The 17986-nt window shown below is 67.8% G+C and carries 14 protein-coding genes and 1 pseudogene; 8 read left to right on the top strand and 7 right to left on the bottom strand.

Annotation, left to right across the window (positions count from 1 at the left end):
• The first annotated feature begins 41 nt into the window (after window positions 1–41).
• Window positions 42–545 (top strand): hypothetical protein, encoded by a 504-nt coding sequence (locus tag G6N07_RS13675; RefSeq protein ID WP_085189173.1) that lies wholly within the window; start codon window positions 42–44, stop codon window positions 543–545.
• 88 nt (window positions 546–633) lie between these two features.
• Here G6N07_RS13675 and G6N07_RS13670 read toward each other — a convergent pair whose 3' ends face one another.
• From G6N07_RS13670 to G6N07_RS13655, 4 genes are read right to left on the bottom strand one after another with little or no spacing between them, the layout of a single operon-like run.
• On the bottom strand, window positions 634–2295 hold the full coding sequence (locus G6N07_RS13670) for an oligopeptide ABC transporter substrate-binding protein OppA (RefSeq protein WP_085189172.1): 1662 nt from the start codon (window positions 2293–2295) through the stop codon (window positions 634–636).
• Window positions 2296–2306: 11 nt separating this feature from the next.
• Window positions 2307–4142 (bottom strand): oligopeptide ABC transporter ATP-binding protein OppD, encoded by a 1836-nt coding sequence (locus tag G6N07_RS13665; RefSeq protein WP_085189170.1) that lies wholly within the window; start codon window positions 4140–4142, stop codon window positions 2307–2309.
• Window positions 4139–5059: an oligopeptide ABC transporter permease OppC gene (locus tag G6N07_RS13660; RefSeq protein ID WP_085189168.1), complete on the bottom strand. Its 921-nt coding sequence runs from the start codon at window positions 5057–5059 to the stop codon at window positions 4139–4141. Before G6N07_RS13660 ends, G6N07_RS13665 begins: the two co-directional genes overlap by 4 nt.
• Complete coding sequence (locus tag G6N07_RS13655) at window positions 5056–6036, bottom strand: oligopeptide ABC transporter permease OppB (protein ID WP_085189166.1); 981 nt, start codon at window positions 6034–6036, stop codon at window positions 5056–5058. The genes G6N07_RS13660 and G6N07_RS13655 overlap by 4 nt, the downstream gene beginning before the upstream one ends.
• Window positions 6037–6221: 185 nt before the next feature.
• Here G6N07_RS13655 and G6N07_RS13650 point away from each other — a divergent pair, with 185 nt between their 5' ends.
• Together G6N07_RS13650 and G6N07_RS13645 are read left to right on the top strand one after the other, a co-directional pair.
• Complete coding sequence (locus tag G6N07_RS13650; protein ID WP_085189317.1) at window positions 6222–6926, top strand: response regulator transcription factor; 705 nt, start codon at window positions 6222–6224, stop codon at window positions 6924–6926.
• Window positions 6901–8535, top strand: a complete 1635-nt coding sequence (locus tag G6N07_RS13645) for a sensor histidine kinase (RefSeq protein ID WP_085189164.1) — start codon at window positions 6901–6903, stop codon at window positions 8533–8535. The genes G6N07_RS13650 and G6N07_RS13645 overlap by 26 nt, the downstream gene beginning before the upstream one ends.
• Before the next feature lie 87 nt (window positions 8536–8622).
• On the opposite strand, the pseudogene G6N07_RS13640 reads toward G6N07_RS13645, so the two are convergent.
• Window positions 8623–9807: pseudogene (locus G6N07_RS13640) on the bottom strand (IS3 family transposase).
• Window positions 9699–11489, bottom strand: a complete 1791-nt coding sequence (locus G6N07_RS13635) for an HNH endonuclease signature motif containing protein (RefSeq protein WP_163784197.1) — start codon at window positions 11487–11489, stop codon at window positions 9699–9701. The pseudogene G6N07_RS13640 and the gene G6N07_RS13635 overlap by 109 nt, the downstream one beginning before the upstream one ends.
• A gap of 225 nt (window positions 11490–11714) precedes the next feature.
• On the opposite strand from G6N07_RS13635, the gene cysD reads away from it, so the two are divergent.
• From cysD to G6N07_RS13610, 5 genes are all read left to right on the top strand, one after another.
• A complete protein-coding gene (cysD, locus tag G6N07_RS13630) occupies window positions 11715–12644 on the top strand; it encodes a sulfate adenylyltransferase subunit CysD (RefSeq protein ID WP_085188613.1) in 930 nt (309 codons plus the stop codon).
• A complete protein-coding gene (gene cysN, locus G6N07_RS13625; RefSeq protein ID WP_085188615.1) occupies window positions 12644–14500 on the top strand; it encodes a sulfate adenylyltransferase subunit CysN in 1857 nt (618 codons plus the stop codon). Before cysD ends, cysN begins: the two co-directional genes overlap by 1 nt.
• Window positions 14497–15231, top strand: coding sequence for a 3'(2'),5'-bisphosphate nucleotidase CysQ (locus tag G6N07_RS13620; protein ID WP_085188617.1), 735 nt, complete (start codon window positions 14497–14499; stop codon window positions 15229–15231). Before cysN ends, G6N07_RS13620 begins: the two co-directional genes overlap by 4 nt.
• A 30-nt stretch (window positions 15232–15261) precedes the next feature.
• Window positions 15262–15762 (top strand): Rrf2 family transcriptional regulator, encoded by a 501-nt coding sequence (locus G6N07_RS13615; RefSeq protein ID WP_085188619.1) that lies wholly within the window; start codon window positions 15262–15264, stop codon window positions 15760–15762.
• Between the two features lie 115 nt (window positions 15763–15877).
• Window positions 15878–17248, top strand: a complete 1371-nt coding sequence (locus G6N07_RS13610; RefSeq protein WP_085188621.1) for an MFS transporter — start codon at window positions 15878–15880, stop codon at window positions 17246–17248.
• A gap of 183 nt (window positions 17249–17431) precedes the next feature.
• On the opposite strand, the gene G6N07_RS13605 is transcribed toward G6N07_RS13610, so the two are convergent.
• Window positions 17432–17914 (bottom strand): hypothetical protein, encoded by a 483-nt coding sequence (locus G6N07_RS13605; protein ID WP_085188623.1) that lies wholly within the window; start codon window positions 17912–17914, stop codon window positions 17432–17434.
• Window positions 17915–17986: the final 72 nt, after the last annotated feature.

Genomic DNA, 17986 nt, shown 5'->3' with positions numbered 1-17986 from the left:
GAAAACGGGTATGGCCTACGAGTAACACAAACCGGGAGGCCATGGTGTCACTAGGAGACAGAGCCGAGCCGCTGCGGCAGCGCGTCACCGATCTGCTCACGACGGTGGGAGCCGCGCTGGGAGGGCTGGCGCAGAAGGCGCGTGACGCCGTGGAGGGGGCGGCTGGGCGCGTCGGTATCGGATCATCGTCGGACTCCGACGGCCCCGCCGCATTGCCGTCCGGTGAGAAGGGCACGTCGAGCTCCGGGTCGGCGTCGGCGCCGAAACCTCCGGCGAAGAAGGCACCTCCGGCGAAGAAGGCCCCCGCCAAGAAGCCTGCGGTCAAAGCCACTCCGGCGAAGACCGAAGCGGCCAACATGGCACCGCCGGCCAAGAAGGCGCCCGCCAAGAAGACGCCCGCCAAGAAGGCGCCGGCCAAAAAGGCGCCGGCCAAGGATGCCGGGCTGACCAAGACCGAAGCGGCGAAGACGCCACCCGCCAAGAACCCACCCGCCAAGAAGGCCCCGGCGAAGAAGGCCGTCAAACGCCCGGATACCCAGGGCTGATCAGCGGACTGTTACCGCGAGACCACTCAGAGATAGGCGCTCGCGGGAGCGCCCGTGCTTTGGTACCAAGGGGCCCGCACAGGGGCTGTTACTTCACGAAACCGATTTTCGTGTAATCCAGGTCGCCGATGCCGGCCGGTCCGTAGTTGGCGAGGCTGCTGCGGACGGCGACGTTGCCTGCCGACTGGAACAGCGGCAGGCTGTGCACCACCGCCCACAGCATCTTGTCCAGTTCGTTGGCGTGTTCGCGGGCCTTGGCCGGGTCGAGTTCGGACAGCGTCTTCTCGATCTGCGCGTCGATCTGCGGGCTGCCGATCTTGCCTACGTTGCCTTCACCGGTCGCGGCATAGATCTGGGTCAAGCTGGACAACGGGAATGCGTCCCCGGCGTAACCGAACTGGGCGATGTCGAAGTTGCCCGGTGTGACGTACTGGGTGAACAACGCACCGCCCGGGGCCGCGATCAGGTCGAGTTTCACGCCGATCTGTGCCAGCAGGTTCTGGGCGACCTGCGCGATCTGCCGGGTGCTCTGCCCGTCGTAGAACACGTCGCGGATCACCAGTTGCCTGCCGTCTTTCTCCCGGAACTGCCCGTTCAGACGCCAGCCGAGCGCATCGAGTTCGCGGTTGGCGGCCTCCCGGTCGAACGGGATACCGTTGCTCTGATAGCCCTCCTGGCCAGCCACGTAGATGTGGTTGTCCAGCGTGGTGGGGGTCGCCACGAGGCCGCGCTGGCTGACATCGGCGATGACTTGCCGGTCGATGCCCTTGGCGATTGCCCTGCGCAGTGCCGGGTCGTTCAGGATGGAGCCCGGCGCACCGTTGATGGTCAGGTGGTACCAGCTGGCCGCCGGTGCCCGGCGGATGGACACCCCGGCGGTGCGCTGCGCAATCGTGAGTTCGTCGAGGGAGACGAGCCCAACCGCGTCGAGCGCGTTGTTCTGCAGCGCTGGGATCTTGGCCGCGTCGTCGAGCACCGTGTAGGTGATGGTGTCCAGCTTCGGGGCCGCGCCCCACCAGTTCGGGTTGCGGCTCAACCTGATCCGCTGTGCAGCCTTGTCGACGCTGCTGACGATGAACGGGCCCGCCGACGGGGCGGGCCCGTTGAGCAGTGCGGTGTTGAACGCCTCCGGCGTTGCTGTCACGCTCTTCGGGTAAAGCATGCTGTTACCGGCGAACATGCCCTTCCAGTCGGCGTAGTGATCGGCGAACGTGACGACCGCCTGACGGTCGTCGACCCCGCGGGTCACCGAGGCGACCCGCTCGGTGCCATTCGGCGCGGCGATAAGGAACCTTTCGTCCCTACCGCTCTGGGCGGCGATCTGGCTGGCGATGTCCTCCCAGGTGATCGGCGTGCCGTCGCTCCACACCGCTTTGGGGTTGATGGTGTAGGTCACCGTCTGCGGATCGGTACCCGTCAGCTCCACTTCGGTGAAGTAGTCCTGGTTGACGGACGGCTCGCCGGCGGGGGAGAGGACGAAGGCGCGTGGCATCGTCGGGCGTAGCAGCCCACCAAGTTCGCCCAGGTTGCCGTCGATGTGCAGTGTGTTGAAGTTGGGTGGGAAACCACTGAGCGCCAGGCGCAGATTGCCGCCCTGACGCAGATTGCCCACGTCCTGCGGGTTGATGTCGTTGGTGGCGCCGAGCTCCGCGCTACCACCGGCCGGCGGCGTCTCCTCGTTGCCGCTCGAACACGCCGTGAGGGTGAGGGTGGCAACGAGGGCGGCCGAGATGAGGCGTCGCAACGTCATGCACACGAACTCTAACGTTGCGGGACCGTCGGCTGGGGCACCGCCGCCAACAGACTCCGCGTGTAAGCGTGTCGCGGTGCGATGAAGATCTGCTCGCCGTCGCCCTGCTCGACGATGGCGCCCTTGTGCATGACGGCGACCCGGTGGGCGAGGTGCCGCACCACCGACAGGTCGTGCGAGACGAACAGATACGACAACCCGAACTGCTCCTGCAGGTCCAGCAGCAGGTTGATGACGCCCGCCTGGATCGACACGTCCAGCGCCGAGACGGGTTCGTCGAGGGCGAGGATCCTCGGCTGGGTGGCCAGTGCCCGGGCGATGCCGATGCGCTGCTTCTGCCCGCCGGAAAACTCCGCGGGGTAGCGGCTGGCGTCCTCGCGGCGCAGCCCCACGATGCCGAGTAGTTCGGCCACCCGCTCGTCGATGCGGGTCTTGTCGAAGTTGTCGGCCTGTAACGGTTCGGCCAGCACATCGAACACCGGCAGCCGTGGGTCGAGCGACGCCACCGGATCCTGGAACACCACCTGCAGATCCCCCCGCAGCGCACGCCGTGCCCCACGGTCGAGCCCGGCGACGTCGGAGCCGAGCACCTCGATCGAACCAGCCTGCGGCGGCACGAGTTCGAGGATCTGGTGCAGTGTCGTCGACTTGCCCGAACCGGATTCGCCGACGATCCCCAGCGTGCGTCCCTGTTGCAGTTCGAAGCTGATGCCGTCGACGGCGCGGACCTCGCCGATCCGGCGCCGGAAGACGGTGCCCTTGGTCAACGCGTAGGTCTTCACCAGATCGCTCACCCGCAGCACCACCGGATCGTCGGCCGACGGCGGTGACGCGGGAGGCGCGGTGGACACGCCGTACACCTCGGCGGCGCTGCGGCCCGCGACGTGTTCGGTGCGGATGCACGCCGCCCGGTGCCCCGGCGCCACTTCGACAAGCTCGGGTTCGCCGGCGCGACACTCGTCGATCGCTAGCGGGCAGCGCGGCGCGAACGGGCAGCCCGGCGGCAGCGCCGCCAGCGACGGCGGCGCACCCGGAATCGGCACCAGCCGCTCGCCCTGCGGCGCGTCGAGTCGTGGCACCGACCCGAGCAACCCGACCGTGTAGGGCATGCGCCGCTCGGCATACAGCTCCGACACCGACGCGATCTCCACGGCCCGGCCGGCGTACATCACCAGCGCCCGGTCGGCGAACTCAGCGACGACGCCCAGGTCGTGGGTAATGATCAGCACGCCAGCCCCGGTGACGTCGCGCGCCGTCCGCAGCACTTCGAGGATCTGCGCCTGCACGGTGACGTCCAGCGCGGTGGTCGGCTCGTCGCAGATCAGCAGGTCAGGGTCGTTGGCGATGGCGATCGCGATGACTACCCGCTGGCGCTCGCCGCCGGACAGTTCGTGAGGAAAGGCCCGGGCGCGGCGCTCCGGCTGCGCGATGCCGACCAGTTCGAGCAGTTCGACCGCGCGGGCGCGTGCGGCGCGGCGGCCGAGGTCGCGGTTGTGCACGCGCAGTGCCTCGGCGATCTGGTCCCCGACCGTGTACACCGGCGTCAGCGCCGACATCGGATCCTGGAACACCGTGCCGATCCTTCGGCCGCGGATCCGAGACATCTCGGCATCGGAGAGGCCGAGCAGTTCGGTGCCGTCCAACCGCACGGAACCGGCCACCTCCGCGTGCTCGGGCAGCAACCCGGCGACGGCCATCGCGCCGGCCGATTTCCCGGCACCGGACTCCCCGACGAGCGCCACCACCTCTGCGGCGTCGACGTGATAGTCCAGGCCGCGTACCGCGGCCACCCGCTCGGCGTCGGTCGCGAATGTCACCGTCAGCCCGGTGACCTCGAGCAGGCTCATCTCTTCCGGCCTCTCCGGGCCGGCCGGATCCCCGGATCGAGTGCGTCGCGCAGCCCGTCGCCGACGAGGTTGGCGCACAGGACGATCAGCACCAGCACGCCGGCCGGGAACAGGAACACCCACGGGAAGGTGGTGACCGAACCGGTGCCGTCGGCGATCAGCGTGCCCAGCGAGACGTCCGGCCGCTGCACACCGAATCCCAGGTAGCTCAGCCCGGTTTCGGCGAGCACCGCCAGCCCGACGTTGAGCGCGGTGTCGATGATGAGGATCGACGCCACGTTGGGCACAATGTGGCGCACGATGATCCGCCAGTGCGGCACACCCATGTAGCGCGCCGCGACGACGAATTCGCGGTCGCGCAGGCTCATTGTCAGGCCCCGCACCATGCGAGAGCTGATCATCCAGCTGAACGCCGCCAGCAGCAGGATCAGCCACAGGATCGTGCCGGACTCCGTGGTCCGCGGCGTCACGATGGCGATGAGGATGAAGCTGGGCACCACCAACAGGAGGTCGACCAGCCACATCAGCGTGCGGTCGCGCCATCCGCCGAAGTAGCCGGCGATCGATCCGACGGTGGCCGCGATGATCGTCGAGATGAACGCGACTGCGACGCCGATGAGCATCGACTTCTGCATACCGCGCAGCGTCTGAGCCAGCAGGTCCTGGCCCAGGGCGTTGGTTCCGAACCAGTGTTCGGTCGTCGGTGGCTGCTGTAGCGCGTAGTAGTCCAGGTCGGTGTAGCTGTGGGGCAGCAGCGGCGGCAACAGGTAACACCCGGCGAACATCAGCACCAGCACCACCAGCGCGCCGACCGCCGGCTTGTTGCGCACGAACCGCCGCAGGACCAGGGTGCGTCGCGACGCGAACCGCGAGCTGTCCAGTCCGGATCGGGCGGTGGTGCTCGTCGAATCCGTCACCCCTGCACCCTCACCCTCGGATCCAGCGCCGCGTAGATCACGTCGGACAACAGCCCGGCCAGCAGGATCATGGCCCCGGAGAACACCGTGATCGCCGCGACGATGTTGGTGTCCTGGGTTGCGATGCCCTGCACCACCCATTCCCCCATGCCATGCCAGCCGAAAATCTTCTCGACGAAGACCGCGCCGGTCACCAACCCGCTCACCCCGTAGGCGAACAGGGTCGCCATCGGGATCAGCGCGGTGCGCAGACCGTGCTTGAACAACGCTTGGCGCCGGGTCAGGCCCTTGGCGCGGGCGGTCCGGATGAAGTCCTGGCCGAGGACGTCGAGCATTGCGTTGCGCTGGTAGCGGCTGAACCCGGCGATGGCCGCGAGCGCGAGCGTGACCGTCGGCAGGATCAGGTGCTGCAACCGGTCGACGAATTGGTTGACCGGTCCGCCGACCGCATCGGGCGAGGTCTCGCCGGTGTACTCGAACAGCTGCACGCCGAGCCAGGAGTTGGCGTTGAGGGCCCCCAGGATCAGCAGGTTGGCGATCACGAACGTCGGCGCGGACAGCACCAGCAGCGACAGCAGCGTGACGACCCGGTCGGAGAGTCGGTACTGCCGGACGGCGCCCCACGCGCCCATCACGACGCCGGTGACGGTGCCCAGGATCGAGCCGATGACCAGCAACCGCAGGCTGACCCCGATCCGGCGGCCCAGTTCGTCGGAGACCGGCTGGCCGCTGACCGTGGTGCCGAAGTCGCCGCGCACCGCGTCACCCAGCCACTGCGCGTACCGCACCGGGATGGGCTTGTCGAGGTTGAGTTCGGCGGCCTTGGCGTCGATGGTCGACTGCGGGGGCCGCGGGTTGCGCTGCAGAAGGCTGTCGAGCGGTTCGAAGGTCAGCGACGTCAGCGTGAACGTCAGGAACGACGCGAGCGCCAACAGCACGACGTAGTTGAGCAGCCGGCGCGCGAGGAACCGCGTCATCGGCGGCTGCCGGTGCAGGGCTGCATGGGCTAGAGGGTAGAAGAGATCCCCCCGCTCGCAGGCGCGGGGCACACGCGACGGCCGCACCTCACAGCGTACGCATAGGCAATGCACAGGACTGGGCCCATCGCGGTGCGAATAATGGGGCCATGAGCCTGAACCAGACCGGCACCGACCGGTCGGTCATGCGCCGCGCCGACGGTAACCCGGTGCGGGTGCTCGTCGTCGACGACGAACCGGTGCTCGCCGAACTCGTGTCGATGGCACTGCGGTACGAGGGCTGGGACATCGCCACCGCGGGCGACGGCGCGACGGCCATCGCCCTGGCCCGCGAGAACGCCCCCGACGTGGTGGTGCTCGACGTCATGCTGCCCGATATGAGCGGACTCGAGGTGCTCGCCAGGCTGCGCGAGCAGATCCCCGGGTTGCCGCTGCTCCTGCTGACCGCCAAGGACTCCGTCGAGGACCGCATCGCCGGGTTGACCGCCGGCGGCGACGACTACGTCACCAAACCGTTCTCGCTCGAAGAGGTCGTGCTGCGGCTGCGGGCCCTGCTGCGCCGTACCGGGGTGAGCGCGACCGGCGGTGCGACGATCGTGGTCGGCGACCTGGTGCTCGACGAGGACAGCCACGAGGTGACGCGCGGTGGCGACGCGATCACGCTCACCGCGACGGAGTTCGAGCTGTTGCGGTTCATGATGCGAAATTCGAAGCGGGTGCTGAGCAAGGCGCAGATCCTGGACCGCGTCTGGAGCTACGACTTCGGGGGACGCTCCAACATCGTCGAGCTGTACGTGTCGTATCTGCGCAAGAAGATCGACAGTGGCCGCGCGCCGATGATCCACACGCTGCGCGGCGCGGGCTATGTCCTCAAACCCGCCGCCCGCTGAACCGGTCGGCCGCACACGGCTGCGTTCGCCCCGCAGCTGGTCGCTGCGGGGCAGGTTGCTCGCCACGCAAATCGTCCTCCTCGCGTTGGTGTGCGCGGCGGTCGGCGTGGGTACCGAACTTGCGCTCCAGCGGTTCCTGGTCAACCAACTCGACGCCCAGCTCGCCGAGACCGCTCGCCGGTCGGCCGGCCTGTTCGCCTTCGGCCCGCCGCCGGGATCGCCGATGATGATGCCGATCATGCCGGTACCGCGGTTCCCGCCACAGCCGGGCTTACCGCACCGGCGGATGATCCGCGACGACGCCGGACCAGGCCCGGCGTTCCTCAACGCGCCGGGGCAGGCTGCCCGAACGGTAGGTGCGGTGGTCGGCGACGGCGCTGCCGTCGACGCGGGGATCATCACCGCCGACGGCGCGCGCGTCCAGATCAGCGACGCCGCCGCCACCCAGCTCGCCGCGGTGCCCGCCGACCAGACGCCCCGCAGCGTCACGCTCGACGGGCTCGGCCGCTACCGGGTGATCGCGCTGCCCGCCCGGGGGCCCGCGGAGGTGATCGTCACCGGCCTACCGACCTCCGACGTCGACGACACCCTGCTCACTGTGCTCGTCATCTTCTGCGCGGTGGCGGCGATCGCGCTGGTCGGCGCCACCGCGGCCGGGGTGTGGATCGTCGGCAGGCAGTTGGCGCCGCTGTCGCGGGTGTCGGCGGCCGCACGCGAGGTCGCCGACCTCGAACTCGACCGCGGCGAGGTGCGGCTGCCGACGCCGATCGTCGCGGTGGACCCGGCCAGTGCACACACCGAGGTCGGCCAGCTCGGGACGTCGCTGAACCGGATGCTCGACCGGATCGCAGACGCACTGTCGGCGCGGCACGCCAGCGAGACCCGGGTGCGCCAGTTCGTCGCCGACGCCAGCCATGAGCTACGCACCCCGTTGGCGGCCATCCGCGGTTACACCGAACTGGCGCAACGACATTGCGATGCGCTGCCCGGTGACGTCGCGCACGCGATGAACCGGGTGGAATCGCAGACCGCGCGGATGACGCGACTGGTCGAGGACATGTTGCTGCTGGCACGCCTCGACGACGGCCGGCCCCTGGACCGTGAGCCGGTCGATCTGTCCCGGTTGGTCGTCGACGCAGTCAGCGATGCGCACGCCGCCGCGCCCGGGCATGTGTGGTTGCTCGACCTGCCCTCCGAACCGGTGGTGGTCGACGGCGACGAAGCCCGACTGCACCAGGTGCTGGCCAATCTGTTGGCGAACGCCGGCACCCACACACCGTCTGGCACGACGGTCGTCACGTCGCTGGCCGAAGGCCCCGTGGGCGGCGCGGTGTTGACGGTGACCGACGACGGCCCAGGGATCCCGCCTGCATTGCTGCCCGAGGTATTCGAGCGCTTCGCCCGCGGCGATTCGTCCCGATCGCGTCGCGACGGTAGTACCGGGCTGGGACTGGCCATCGTCGCCGCGGTGGTCAAGGCGCACGGCGGCAGCATCCAGGTCGCCAGCGTGCCGGGGCGCACGGAGTTCGTGGTGGGGCTGCCTGCCGAGCAGGGTCCCGACGACCATGGATCCACACCGGATGGTTCTTCGTCACCGAACTACTGGTGATCGGCGAACGCAGCGGGCTGCGCATTGACGACGTGCCGCTCGGGCTGGGCTGCCCTGCGTTTTCCGGACTGCGGATTTCGCATCCATTTACGCTGCGAGCTGTGAATTCATGTACTCGATGCGGACCTCGTGCGGTGTCCGATAGCCGAGTGCGGAATGAATTCTGCGTCGATTGTAGAACAATTCGATGTAGCGTGCAATATCTTCCTTCGCCGCCTTCCGGGTCGGGTACACCATGTGGTGGACCCGCTCATTCTTCAAACTCGCGAAAACGATTCCGCGAGCGCATTATCCCAACATACCCCGGTGCGGCCCACCGATTGCCGCAGCCCGAACTCCTTAAGCGTGGCGGAATACTCGGCAGACATATATTGGGTGCCGCGATCGGAATGCATAATGCAATCTTGCTCCAGCTGGTGGTTGCGGGCCGCCATATCCAGCGCGTCGGTGACCAGCTCAGTGCGCATGTGCTCGGCCATGGCATAGCCGATCACCTCTTTGTTGAAGCAGTCGATGACTGTCGCCACATACAGCCAGCCTTCCCACGTCTTGATGTAGGTGATGTCGCCGACGCACTTAACCCCGGCTTATCGGCGGTGAAATCGCGGGCCACCAGGTCGGCCACCGCCTGCTCGGGCTTACCCGGGATTGTGGTGCGTTTGTACGGTTTCGGTTGCACCGCAACAAGGTTCAGCTCACGCATCAGCTTTCGCACCAACTCTTCCCCGACGTGTTCGCCGGCGCGGACCAACTCGGCGTGGATGCGCCGATACCCATAGGCGCCGTCGAATGAGTCGAACAACGTGGCGATCTTGATCTTGAGTTCCTCCCGGCGCTTCTCGGCCGTACTGGGCGGGCGCGCGGCCCACTCGTAATAGCCGCTCTTGGACACGCCCAGCCAGCGGGTCATCTGGGCGACGGTGGGAGCCTCGGCGACGTGCGCGGCGGCGTGCTCCGCGGCGATGAGCGCGTATTTCTCGCTCACCGCTGCTCCCTCGCGAAGTACGCTGCCGCTTTTTTCAGGAAGGCGAGTTCCATCGCCATTTCCCGGTTCTCTCGTTCCAACTCGCGGAGCCGCGCGCGTTCTGACAATTGCAGCGGCGGCTCGTCCCCGGCGCGCTCCTCTCGGTATTTGCGCACCCAATTGCCGACAGTCGTCTCACTCAGCCCATGTTCACGAGCGACCTTAGCGATAGGCTGTTGCCCCTCCACCACGAGTTTGACGACTTCCTCACGAAACTCTGGAGAGAATTTCTGGTATTTCTTCGCCAATTCCCTTCATTCCTTTCCGGCTCGGACCCTATTTGGTCCGCAGTCCGGAAAGTGGGAGGCACGCCAGGCAGCGGCGCCGGTGGCGGTCGTTGCGCGGTGGCCGTGTGGTGTGCCTTCGCTCGCGCGGCGGCGCGTTGGGCGGCGTTGTGGTTGCGTTCGGCTTTGATGCGTGTGGTGTTCTGGGCGGTGCGGGTGTGTCGTCGTTTCGGCATCTTGGTGATGCGGTCGGGGTCGGGCGGGGGTGGGGTCAGCGGCGGTAGCTCGGTGGTGGTGGTGTTCCAGCGGGGGAACAATAGTCGGCTTGCCGGCACGGTGGTGTAGCGCTGGGCGGCTGGGGTGGTCCAGGTCACGGTGCCGTCGGGTGATTGTTCGTCGCGCCAGCCGTTCCAGAACGTTTTCGCCAGGTGGTGGGTGCGGCATGTGCAGTTCAGGTTGGAGGCGTGGGTGGGCCCGTGGGGCCAGGGCACGACGTGGTCGATATCGCAGCGTTGGGCAGGCACGGTGCAGCCGGGGAATCGGCAGAACAGGTCACGGGCGCGCACGAACGCGGCCAGCTTGGCCGAGGGGCGGTAGTGCGGTTCGGGATCGGCGCCGGGTAGCCAGAGTTGTTTGATCGCCGCGCCGTTGCGGATTGCCTCGGCCAACGCCGCGATCGGCAGGATCGTCGCGCCGGGCAGCAAGGCCACGCCCGAGTCCTGGTCGCAAGGACGAGGATTAGGCACTTCCGGGTCGGGCTCGGGGTTTGGCTGGGGGTCGGCTACCGAGTCGGATCCCGGCGCCGATGATTCATCTTGACGAAACGGTCCGGGGGCGGGCTCGGCTCTGTGGGCCTGCTGGCTTTGTTGTGCGCGGTCCTCGGCGGCGATCAGCTGCTGGGCGGCCTCGACGGCGGCCGGATCGGCGATCACCGTGATGACGACATTGGAGCTGGTCGGCGCTGACGCCGGGCAGTCGGGTGATCCGCACCGGCACGGTAGGTGATCGTGGCCTGAGACGATGGCGCCCACCGCGCATGAGCGCCGCTCGCCGATGGTGCGGGGGTCGTCGTCGCAGACCCCTTTGAGCATCGCGGTGATCCGGGCGGACAGCACCTCAGCGTCACAGCCGAGCAGCTGACCCCAGACCGTGACCAGCGCGTCGGGGTCCTGCAGCGTCCCGATCCGGAAGTCGCGGGTCGTGAGGACCTGTTTGGCTCGGGTGACTGCATCCGGGTCATACCGGTTGATCACCGCGTCGACCGCGCGGGTCAACCGTTCGTCGGACAACGGCCCCCACCGCTGCGCTTGGCCGGCCAGCGCGGCGTCGAGCAGCGCCAGCACCCGGGTGTCCTCGACGAGGCGGGTACGCCAGGTGATCTCGCAGATTAGCCGGGTGCTCAACCGGCCCTGCAGGTACAGCGCCGCGATCCGGGGCAGCCGGTCGCGCAACGCGACCGCGATCCGCATCTGCCCCGATGCCCGTTTGTGTCCGATGTTCAACGCGGCCCCGATCTCGGATGCCGCCGCAGCCCAGGAGTCGTAGACCCAGTGGTCATGTTCCTGGTCCTCGGTGACGCTCAGATGCGCCAGCTGCGCGATCGCGGCGAACTTCCGCGCCCCGGCCTGCGCCTCCTCACGCGCGGACTGCCCGATCGCAGCGATCAGCGCGGACTCGTCCAGCCCCGCGAACACAGTATCGAACATACGTTCGATACTACCGGGACGGGGTGACAAGACCCCCGACAACCCCGTTGACCGAAGATGCTCGCGAGGTCGGGCGGGAGATCGGGAATCCGCCGCTTTGCCTCCGACAGGACAGTCCACGCCGTGGCCACGGCCGCACGCTTCTTGACATCACCGCCGCCCCCCCGGTACCTTCCCGCTATCAAGGTAAATTGGGCAGAATCAGCCAACTTAACAAGGAATCCGATGACAGCCGCTCAGGTAGCCGCACCGGAGCCGGGCCAGTACGAGCTGAGCCATTTGCGCTCGCTGGAGGCCGAGGCCATCCACATCATCCGCGAGGTCGCCGCCGAGTTCGAGCGGCCGGTACTGCTCTTCTCCGGCGGCAAGGACTCGATCGTCATGCTGCACCTGGCGATCAAGGCATTCGCGCCGGCCCGTCTGCCGTTCCCGGTGATGCACGTCGACACCGGCCACAACTTCGACGAGGTCATCGACACCCGCGACCGCCTGGTCGCCGAGAACGGCGTCCGTCTGGTCGTCGCGTCGGTGCAGGAGGACATCGACGCCGGCCGCGTGGTCGACAACGGGCCGTCGCGCAACCCGCTTCAGACCGTCACGTTGCTGCGCGCCATCCGCGAGAACCGTTTCGACGCCGCCTTCGGTGGGGCCCGCCGCGACGAGGAGAAGGCCCGCGCCAAGGAGCGGGTGTTCAGCTTCCGCGACGAGTTCGGCCAGTGGGACCCGAAGGCGCAACGGCCGGAGTTGTGGAACCTCTACAACGGCCGGCACCGCACCGGCGAGCACATCCGCGTCTTCCCACTCTCGAACTGGACCGAGTACGACATCTGGGCCTACATCGGCGCGGAGGGCATCACGCTGCCGGACATCTATTACGCGCACACCCGTCGGGTGTTCCAGCGCGACGGCATGCTGCTGGCCGTCCATCCGTTCATGCAGCCCCACGACGGCGAAGAGGTCTTCGAGGCCAGTGTGCGGTTCCGCACCGTCGGTGACGTCACCTGCACCGGCTGCGTCGAATCGACGGCGTCGACCGTGGAGGCCGTCATCGCCGAGACCGCGGTGTCGCGGCTGACCGAACGTGGCGCGACCCGCGCCGACGACCGGATCTCCGAGGCCGGGATGGAAGATCGCAAGCGACAGGGCTATTTCTGATGAGCACGACGACGCTGCTTCGCATCGCCACCGCCGGCTCTGTCGACGACGGAAAGTCGACCCTGATCGGCCGGCTGCTCTACGACTCCAAGGCGGTCATGGAGGACCAGCTGGCCGCCGTCGAGCGCACCTCCAAGGAACGCGGCAACGACTACACCGACCTCGCCCTGGTCACCGACGGTCTGCGGTCCGAACGTGAACAGGGCATCACGATAGACGTCGCGTACCGCTACTTCGCCACGGCCAAGCGGAAATTCATCATCGCCGACACCCCCGGCCACCTCCAGTACACCCGCAACATGGTCACCGGCACCTCGACCGCGCAGCTGGCGATCGTGCTCGTCGACGCCCGCCACGGGCTGCTCGAGCAGTCGCGCAGGCATGCGTTCCTGGCGTCGCTGCTCGGTGTGCAGCACATCGTGCTCGCGGTCAACAAGATGGACCTGATCGACTGGAATCAGGCGAAGTTCAACGACATCCGCGACGAGTTCCACGCGTTCGCCGCACGCCTCGACATCCACGACGTCACCACCATCCCGATGTCTGCGCTGCTCGGCGACAACGTCGTCACCAAATCGGACAAGGCCCCCTGGTACGACGGGCCGGCGCTGCTGAGCCACCTCGAAGAGGTCTACATCGCCGGTGACCGCAACCTGACCGACGTCCGCTTTCCGGTCCAGTACGTGATCCGCCCGCAGACCCGCGACCACGCCGACCACCGCAGCTACGCCGGCACCGTGGCCAGCGGTGTGATGCGGGTCGGCGACGAGATCGTCGTGCTACCCAGCGGTAAGACCAGCAGCATCACCGCGATCGACTCACCGACCGGTCCGGTCACCGAGGCGTTCCCGCCGATGGCGGTGTCGGTCAGCCTGGCCGACGACATCGACATCAGCCGCGGCGACCTGATCGCCCGCGTCAACAACCAGCCGCACGTGTCGAACGCGTTCGACGCGACGGTGTGCTGGATGGCCGATGCCTCGGCGCTCGAACCCGGGCGCGAATACCTGGTCAAGCACACCACCAGGACGACCCGGGCCCGCGTCGCGTCGCTGGACTACCGCCTCGACGTCAACACGCTCCACCGCGACAAGTCGGCCACCGCGCTCAAGCTCAACGAACTCGGCCGGGTCACGCTGCGCACCCAGCAGCCGTTGTTGCTCGACGAGTACTCGCGCAACGCCGCAACCGGCTCTTTCATCCTGATCGACCCCGACACCAACGGCACCGTAGCCGCGGGCATGGTCCGCGACACCAGCCCCGTCGCGAACCGGACCGCCACCCCGAACACCGTGCGACAACAGCCGCTGGTCAGCGCGAAGGACCGGCTGTCGAGGGGCCGCACCGTCTGGTTCACCGGGCTGTCGGGCTCCGGGAAGTCGTCAGTGGCGATGCGGGTGGAGCAGAAGCTTCTCCGACGGGGTTGTCCGGCTTATGTTCTCGACGGCGACAACGTGCGCCACGGCCTCAACGCCGACCTCGGCTTCTCGATGGCCGACCGCGCGGAGAATCTGCGGCGACTCGCCCACATCGCCACGCTGATGGCCGATTCCGGCCTGACTGTGCTGGTGCCGGCGATCAGCCCGCTCACCGAGCACCGCGAACTGGCCCGCGCGGTACACGTCGACCAGGGTTACGACTTCTTCGAGGTGTTCTGCGACACGCCGCTCGAGGACTGCGAGCGGCGCGACCCCAAGGGCCTCTACGCCAAGGCGCGCGCCAGGGAGATCACCCACTTCACCGGGATCGACAGCCCGTATCAACGGCCGAAGACCCCCGATCTGCGGTTGACCCCCGACCGCGACGTCGACGACCTCGCCCAGCAGGTCATCGACATGCTGGACCGCGGCCGGTGAACGACCACGGACTGGCCGCTCGGCTCGCCACCCGGGCCGGTGACCTGCTGCTCGATGTGCGCGCGGAGTTCGCCGACGCTTCGGTCGACGAGCGAAAAGCCGCTGGCGACAAGCGGTCTCACGATTTCCTGACGGCCGAGCTCGCCGAGCAGCGGCCCGGTGACGCGGTCCTCTCGGAGGAGGGCGCCGACGACCCCGTGCGGCTACGTTCGCAGCGGGTGTGGATCGTCGACCCGCTCGACGGCACCCGGGAATTCTCGGAACTCGGCCGCGACGACTGGGCTGTGCATGTGGCGCTGTGGCAGTCCGGTGAGCTGGTGGCCGGGGCCGTCGCGCTGCCCGCGCAGAACACCACGCTGGCGACACCCGACGTCGCCGCTCCGATGCGGTTCGACGGGCCGCCGCGGATCGTGGTGTCGCGCACCCGGCCGCCCGCGATTGCGCTCGCGGTGCGCGACAAACTCGGCGGTACCCTGGTCGAAATGGGTTCGGCCGGAGCCAAAGTGGCCTCGCTCATACAGGGCTTTTCGGACGTGTACGTGCACGCAGGTGGACAGTACGAATGGGATTCGGCCGCACCGGTCGCGGTGGCCCGCGCCGCCGGACTGCACTGCTCCCGCATCGACGGCTCACCGCTGGTCTACAACCGCGACGATCCCACGCTGCCCGACCTGGTGGTGTGCCGGCCGGAACTGGCCGAGGCGGTACTGGCGGTCACCGGCGCTGAGTAGGCTGGCCGACCGGGCGACTAGCCTGGGTTCATGCGGATGTCGGCCAAGGCGGAATATGCCGTCCGGGCGATGGTGCAACTGGCCACCGTCGAGGACGGCGTGCTGGTCAAGACCGACGACCTCGCAAAAGCCCAGGGTATTCCGGGGCAGTTCCTCGTCGACATCCTCTCCGATCTGCGCACCGACCGGCTGGTGCGCAGCCAGCGCGGCCGCGACGGCGGGTACGAACTTGCCCGGCCGGCCGCCGACATCAGCATCGCCGACGTGCTGCGCTGCATCGACGGCCCGCTTGCCAGCGTGCGCGACATCGGCCTCGGTGATCTGCCGTACTCGGGGCCGACCGCCGCATTGACCGATGTGTGGCGCGCGTTGCGGGCCAGCATGCGTTCGGTGCTCGAACAGACCAGCCTGGCCGACGTGGCTTCGGGTGCCCTGCCCGAACATGTGGCGTCGATGGCCGGTGATTACCTCGACCAGGAGCACAAGCGCGGCCATTACCGCGCGGGCTCGAATGGCCTGCGCCCGAGCTGATTCAAGCCATCGGTGCCGTCGTGGTGGGTTCCGATCGATCCGACGGGCCGGCCCGGCGTCTGGGTGGCCGGACCGCGGAGCGGTAACGTCGGTTGCCGGCCACCGAGAGGACCCAATGGCTTCCGAAGATGATCGACCGACGACCGCCGACGGCCACCCAGATCCGGGAACAGTTCGGAAGGCGATCGCCGCATCGGCGATCGGCAATGCGACCGAGTGGTTCGACTACGGCATCTACGCATACGGCGTCAGCTACATCTCCGCGGCGATCTTCCCCGGAGAAGCGGGGCGCGCGACGCTGCTCGCGCTGATGACGTTCGCCGTCTCTTTCCTGGTGAGGCCGCTGGGTGGTTTCATCTGGGGTCCGCTCGGCGACCGGCTGGGCCGCAAGAGGGTGCTGGCGATCACGATCATCCTGATGGCCGGCGCGACGTTCTGTGTGGGGCTGGTTCCCACCTACGCCGCGATCGGGATGTGGGCGCCGTTCCTACTGGTCCTGTTGCGGATGGTCCAGGGTTTCTCCACCGGCGGTGAGTACGGCGGCGCCGCGACGTTCATGGCCGAATACGCCCCTAGCCGTCGCCGCGGAATGCTCGGTAGCTTCCTCGAGTTCGGGACGCTCGGCGGATTCGCGGTCGGCGCGCTTCTCATGCTGAGCTTCTCCCTGATGCTCGGGGACGATCAGATGCACGACTGGGGGTGGCGGCTGCCGTTCCTGCTCGCCGCGCCGCTCGGCTTGATCGGGGTCTACCTGCGGTCGCGGCTCGAGGACACCCCGGTCTTCCGCGAACTCGAGGAGAAGGGCCAGAACGAGGACCAGGCCACCGCACAATTCCGGGATCTCCTCGCCCGCTATTGGCGGCCCATCCTGCGGCTCGGCGGGATGGTCGTCGCGTTGAACGTCGTCAACTACACACTCCTCAGCTACATGCCCACCTACCTGGAGACCCAGATCGGGCTGTCGGCCGACCAATCACTGTTCGTGCCGATCATCGGCATGCTGGCGATGATGGTCTTCGTGCCGTTCGTCGGTCTGCTCAGCGACCGGGTGGGGCGCAAGCCGCTGTGGTGGTTCTCGCTCGTCGGGCTCTTCGTGGCGGGTGTCCCGATGTTCCTGCTCATGGGCACGAACCTGGCCGGGGCGGTGATCGGGTTCGCGGTGCTGGGACTGCTCTACGTACCGCAGCTGGCGACCATCTCGGCGACGTTCCCGGCCATGTTCCCCACCCAGGTGCGTTACGCCGGCTTCGCGATCGCCTATAACGTGTCGACGTCGATCTTCGGTGGCACCGCCCCGGCGGTGAACGAGTGGCTCACCAACCGCACAGGCGACGTGCTGTTCCCGGCCTATTACATGATGACCGCGTGCGTCATAGGTGCACTCGCCCTGATGAAGGTCCCGGAGACCACCCGCTGTCCGATCAACGGCACCGTCACGCCCGGCACCGATGATGCGCCGGATCCGGTCCCTTACCAGAAGATCTAGGAGCCCGACCTGTAGGCCGGGTGATGATCTCGAGGTAGTGCCCCGCGCGGGTTCCTGCTAGTAGACCGCCGCGGCCCCCGTCGTGGTGGCTCACCCCGCGGTGCTGCCGGCCATGCGGATCCGGCTGCAAATGGCGTCGAACTCAATCTCCGACACGGCCACGATCGCCTGGTCAGCGCCGGATCAGAAGCCGATCGTCGGCAGCTTGAACGGGTTGCTCGGCGGGCCGAGATTGAGCGGGTTGGTCGGCGGCCCTAGCTTCGGCGCCGGAAGGTTCACGCTCGGCATGCCGACGGCAGGCAGGCCGACCCCGGGCAGAGCCGGCGCGTGGAGGTTGAACGGCACGCTGAGCCCGATGTCGGGAACCACGTCGGGCAGGCCGACTGAGATCGGGACGCTGCCGTTCGCCTCGACCGCCGACGGCAGGTTGGCCACGTTCTTGGCGACCTCGCGGGACCACGCCTCGGGAATCTGGATCGGCGCCTTCTCCGCGGTGTTCTTCTTCTCCGCAGGCTGCTCCTCCGGGGCCCGCTCACACATGGCCGGATCGGCACATTCTGGTGCGGCGACCGGTTCTGCTGAAGCGACCCCCGCGCCCAGGAACCAGGCCAGAAGGCCCACGACACCGACGATCGATGCCCCGGCCAGTACTCGTTTGAAATCCACGTTCAACCCCTCGGATAGAAAATCAAATAAATCGTATCCCTTTCGAGCAAATTGTGCGTTGGCTTACTCGCC

Origin of the sequence: Mycolicibacterium doricum (assembly GCF_010728155.1) — a bacterium.
In the GTDB taxonomy this organism is placed as follows: Bacteria; Actinomycetota; Actinomycetes; order Mycobacteriales; family Mycobacteriaceae; genus Mycobacterium; species Mycobacterium doricum.
This window is presented reverse-complemented; position numbering and strand designations above follow the sequence as displayed.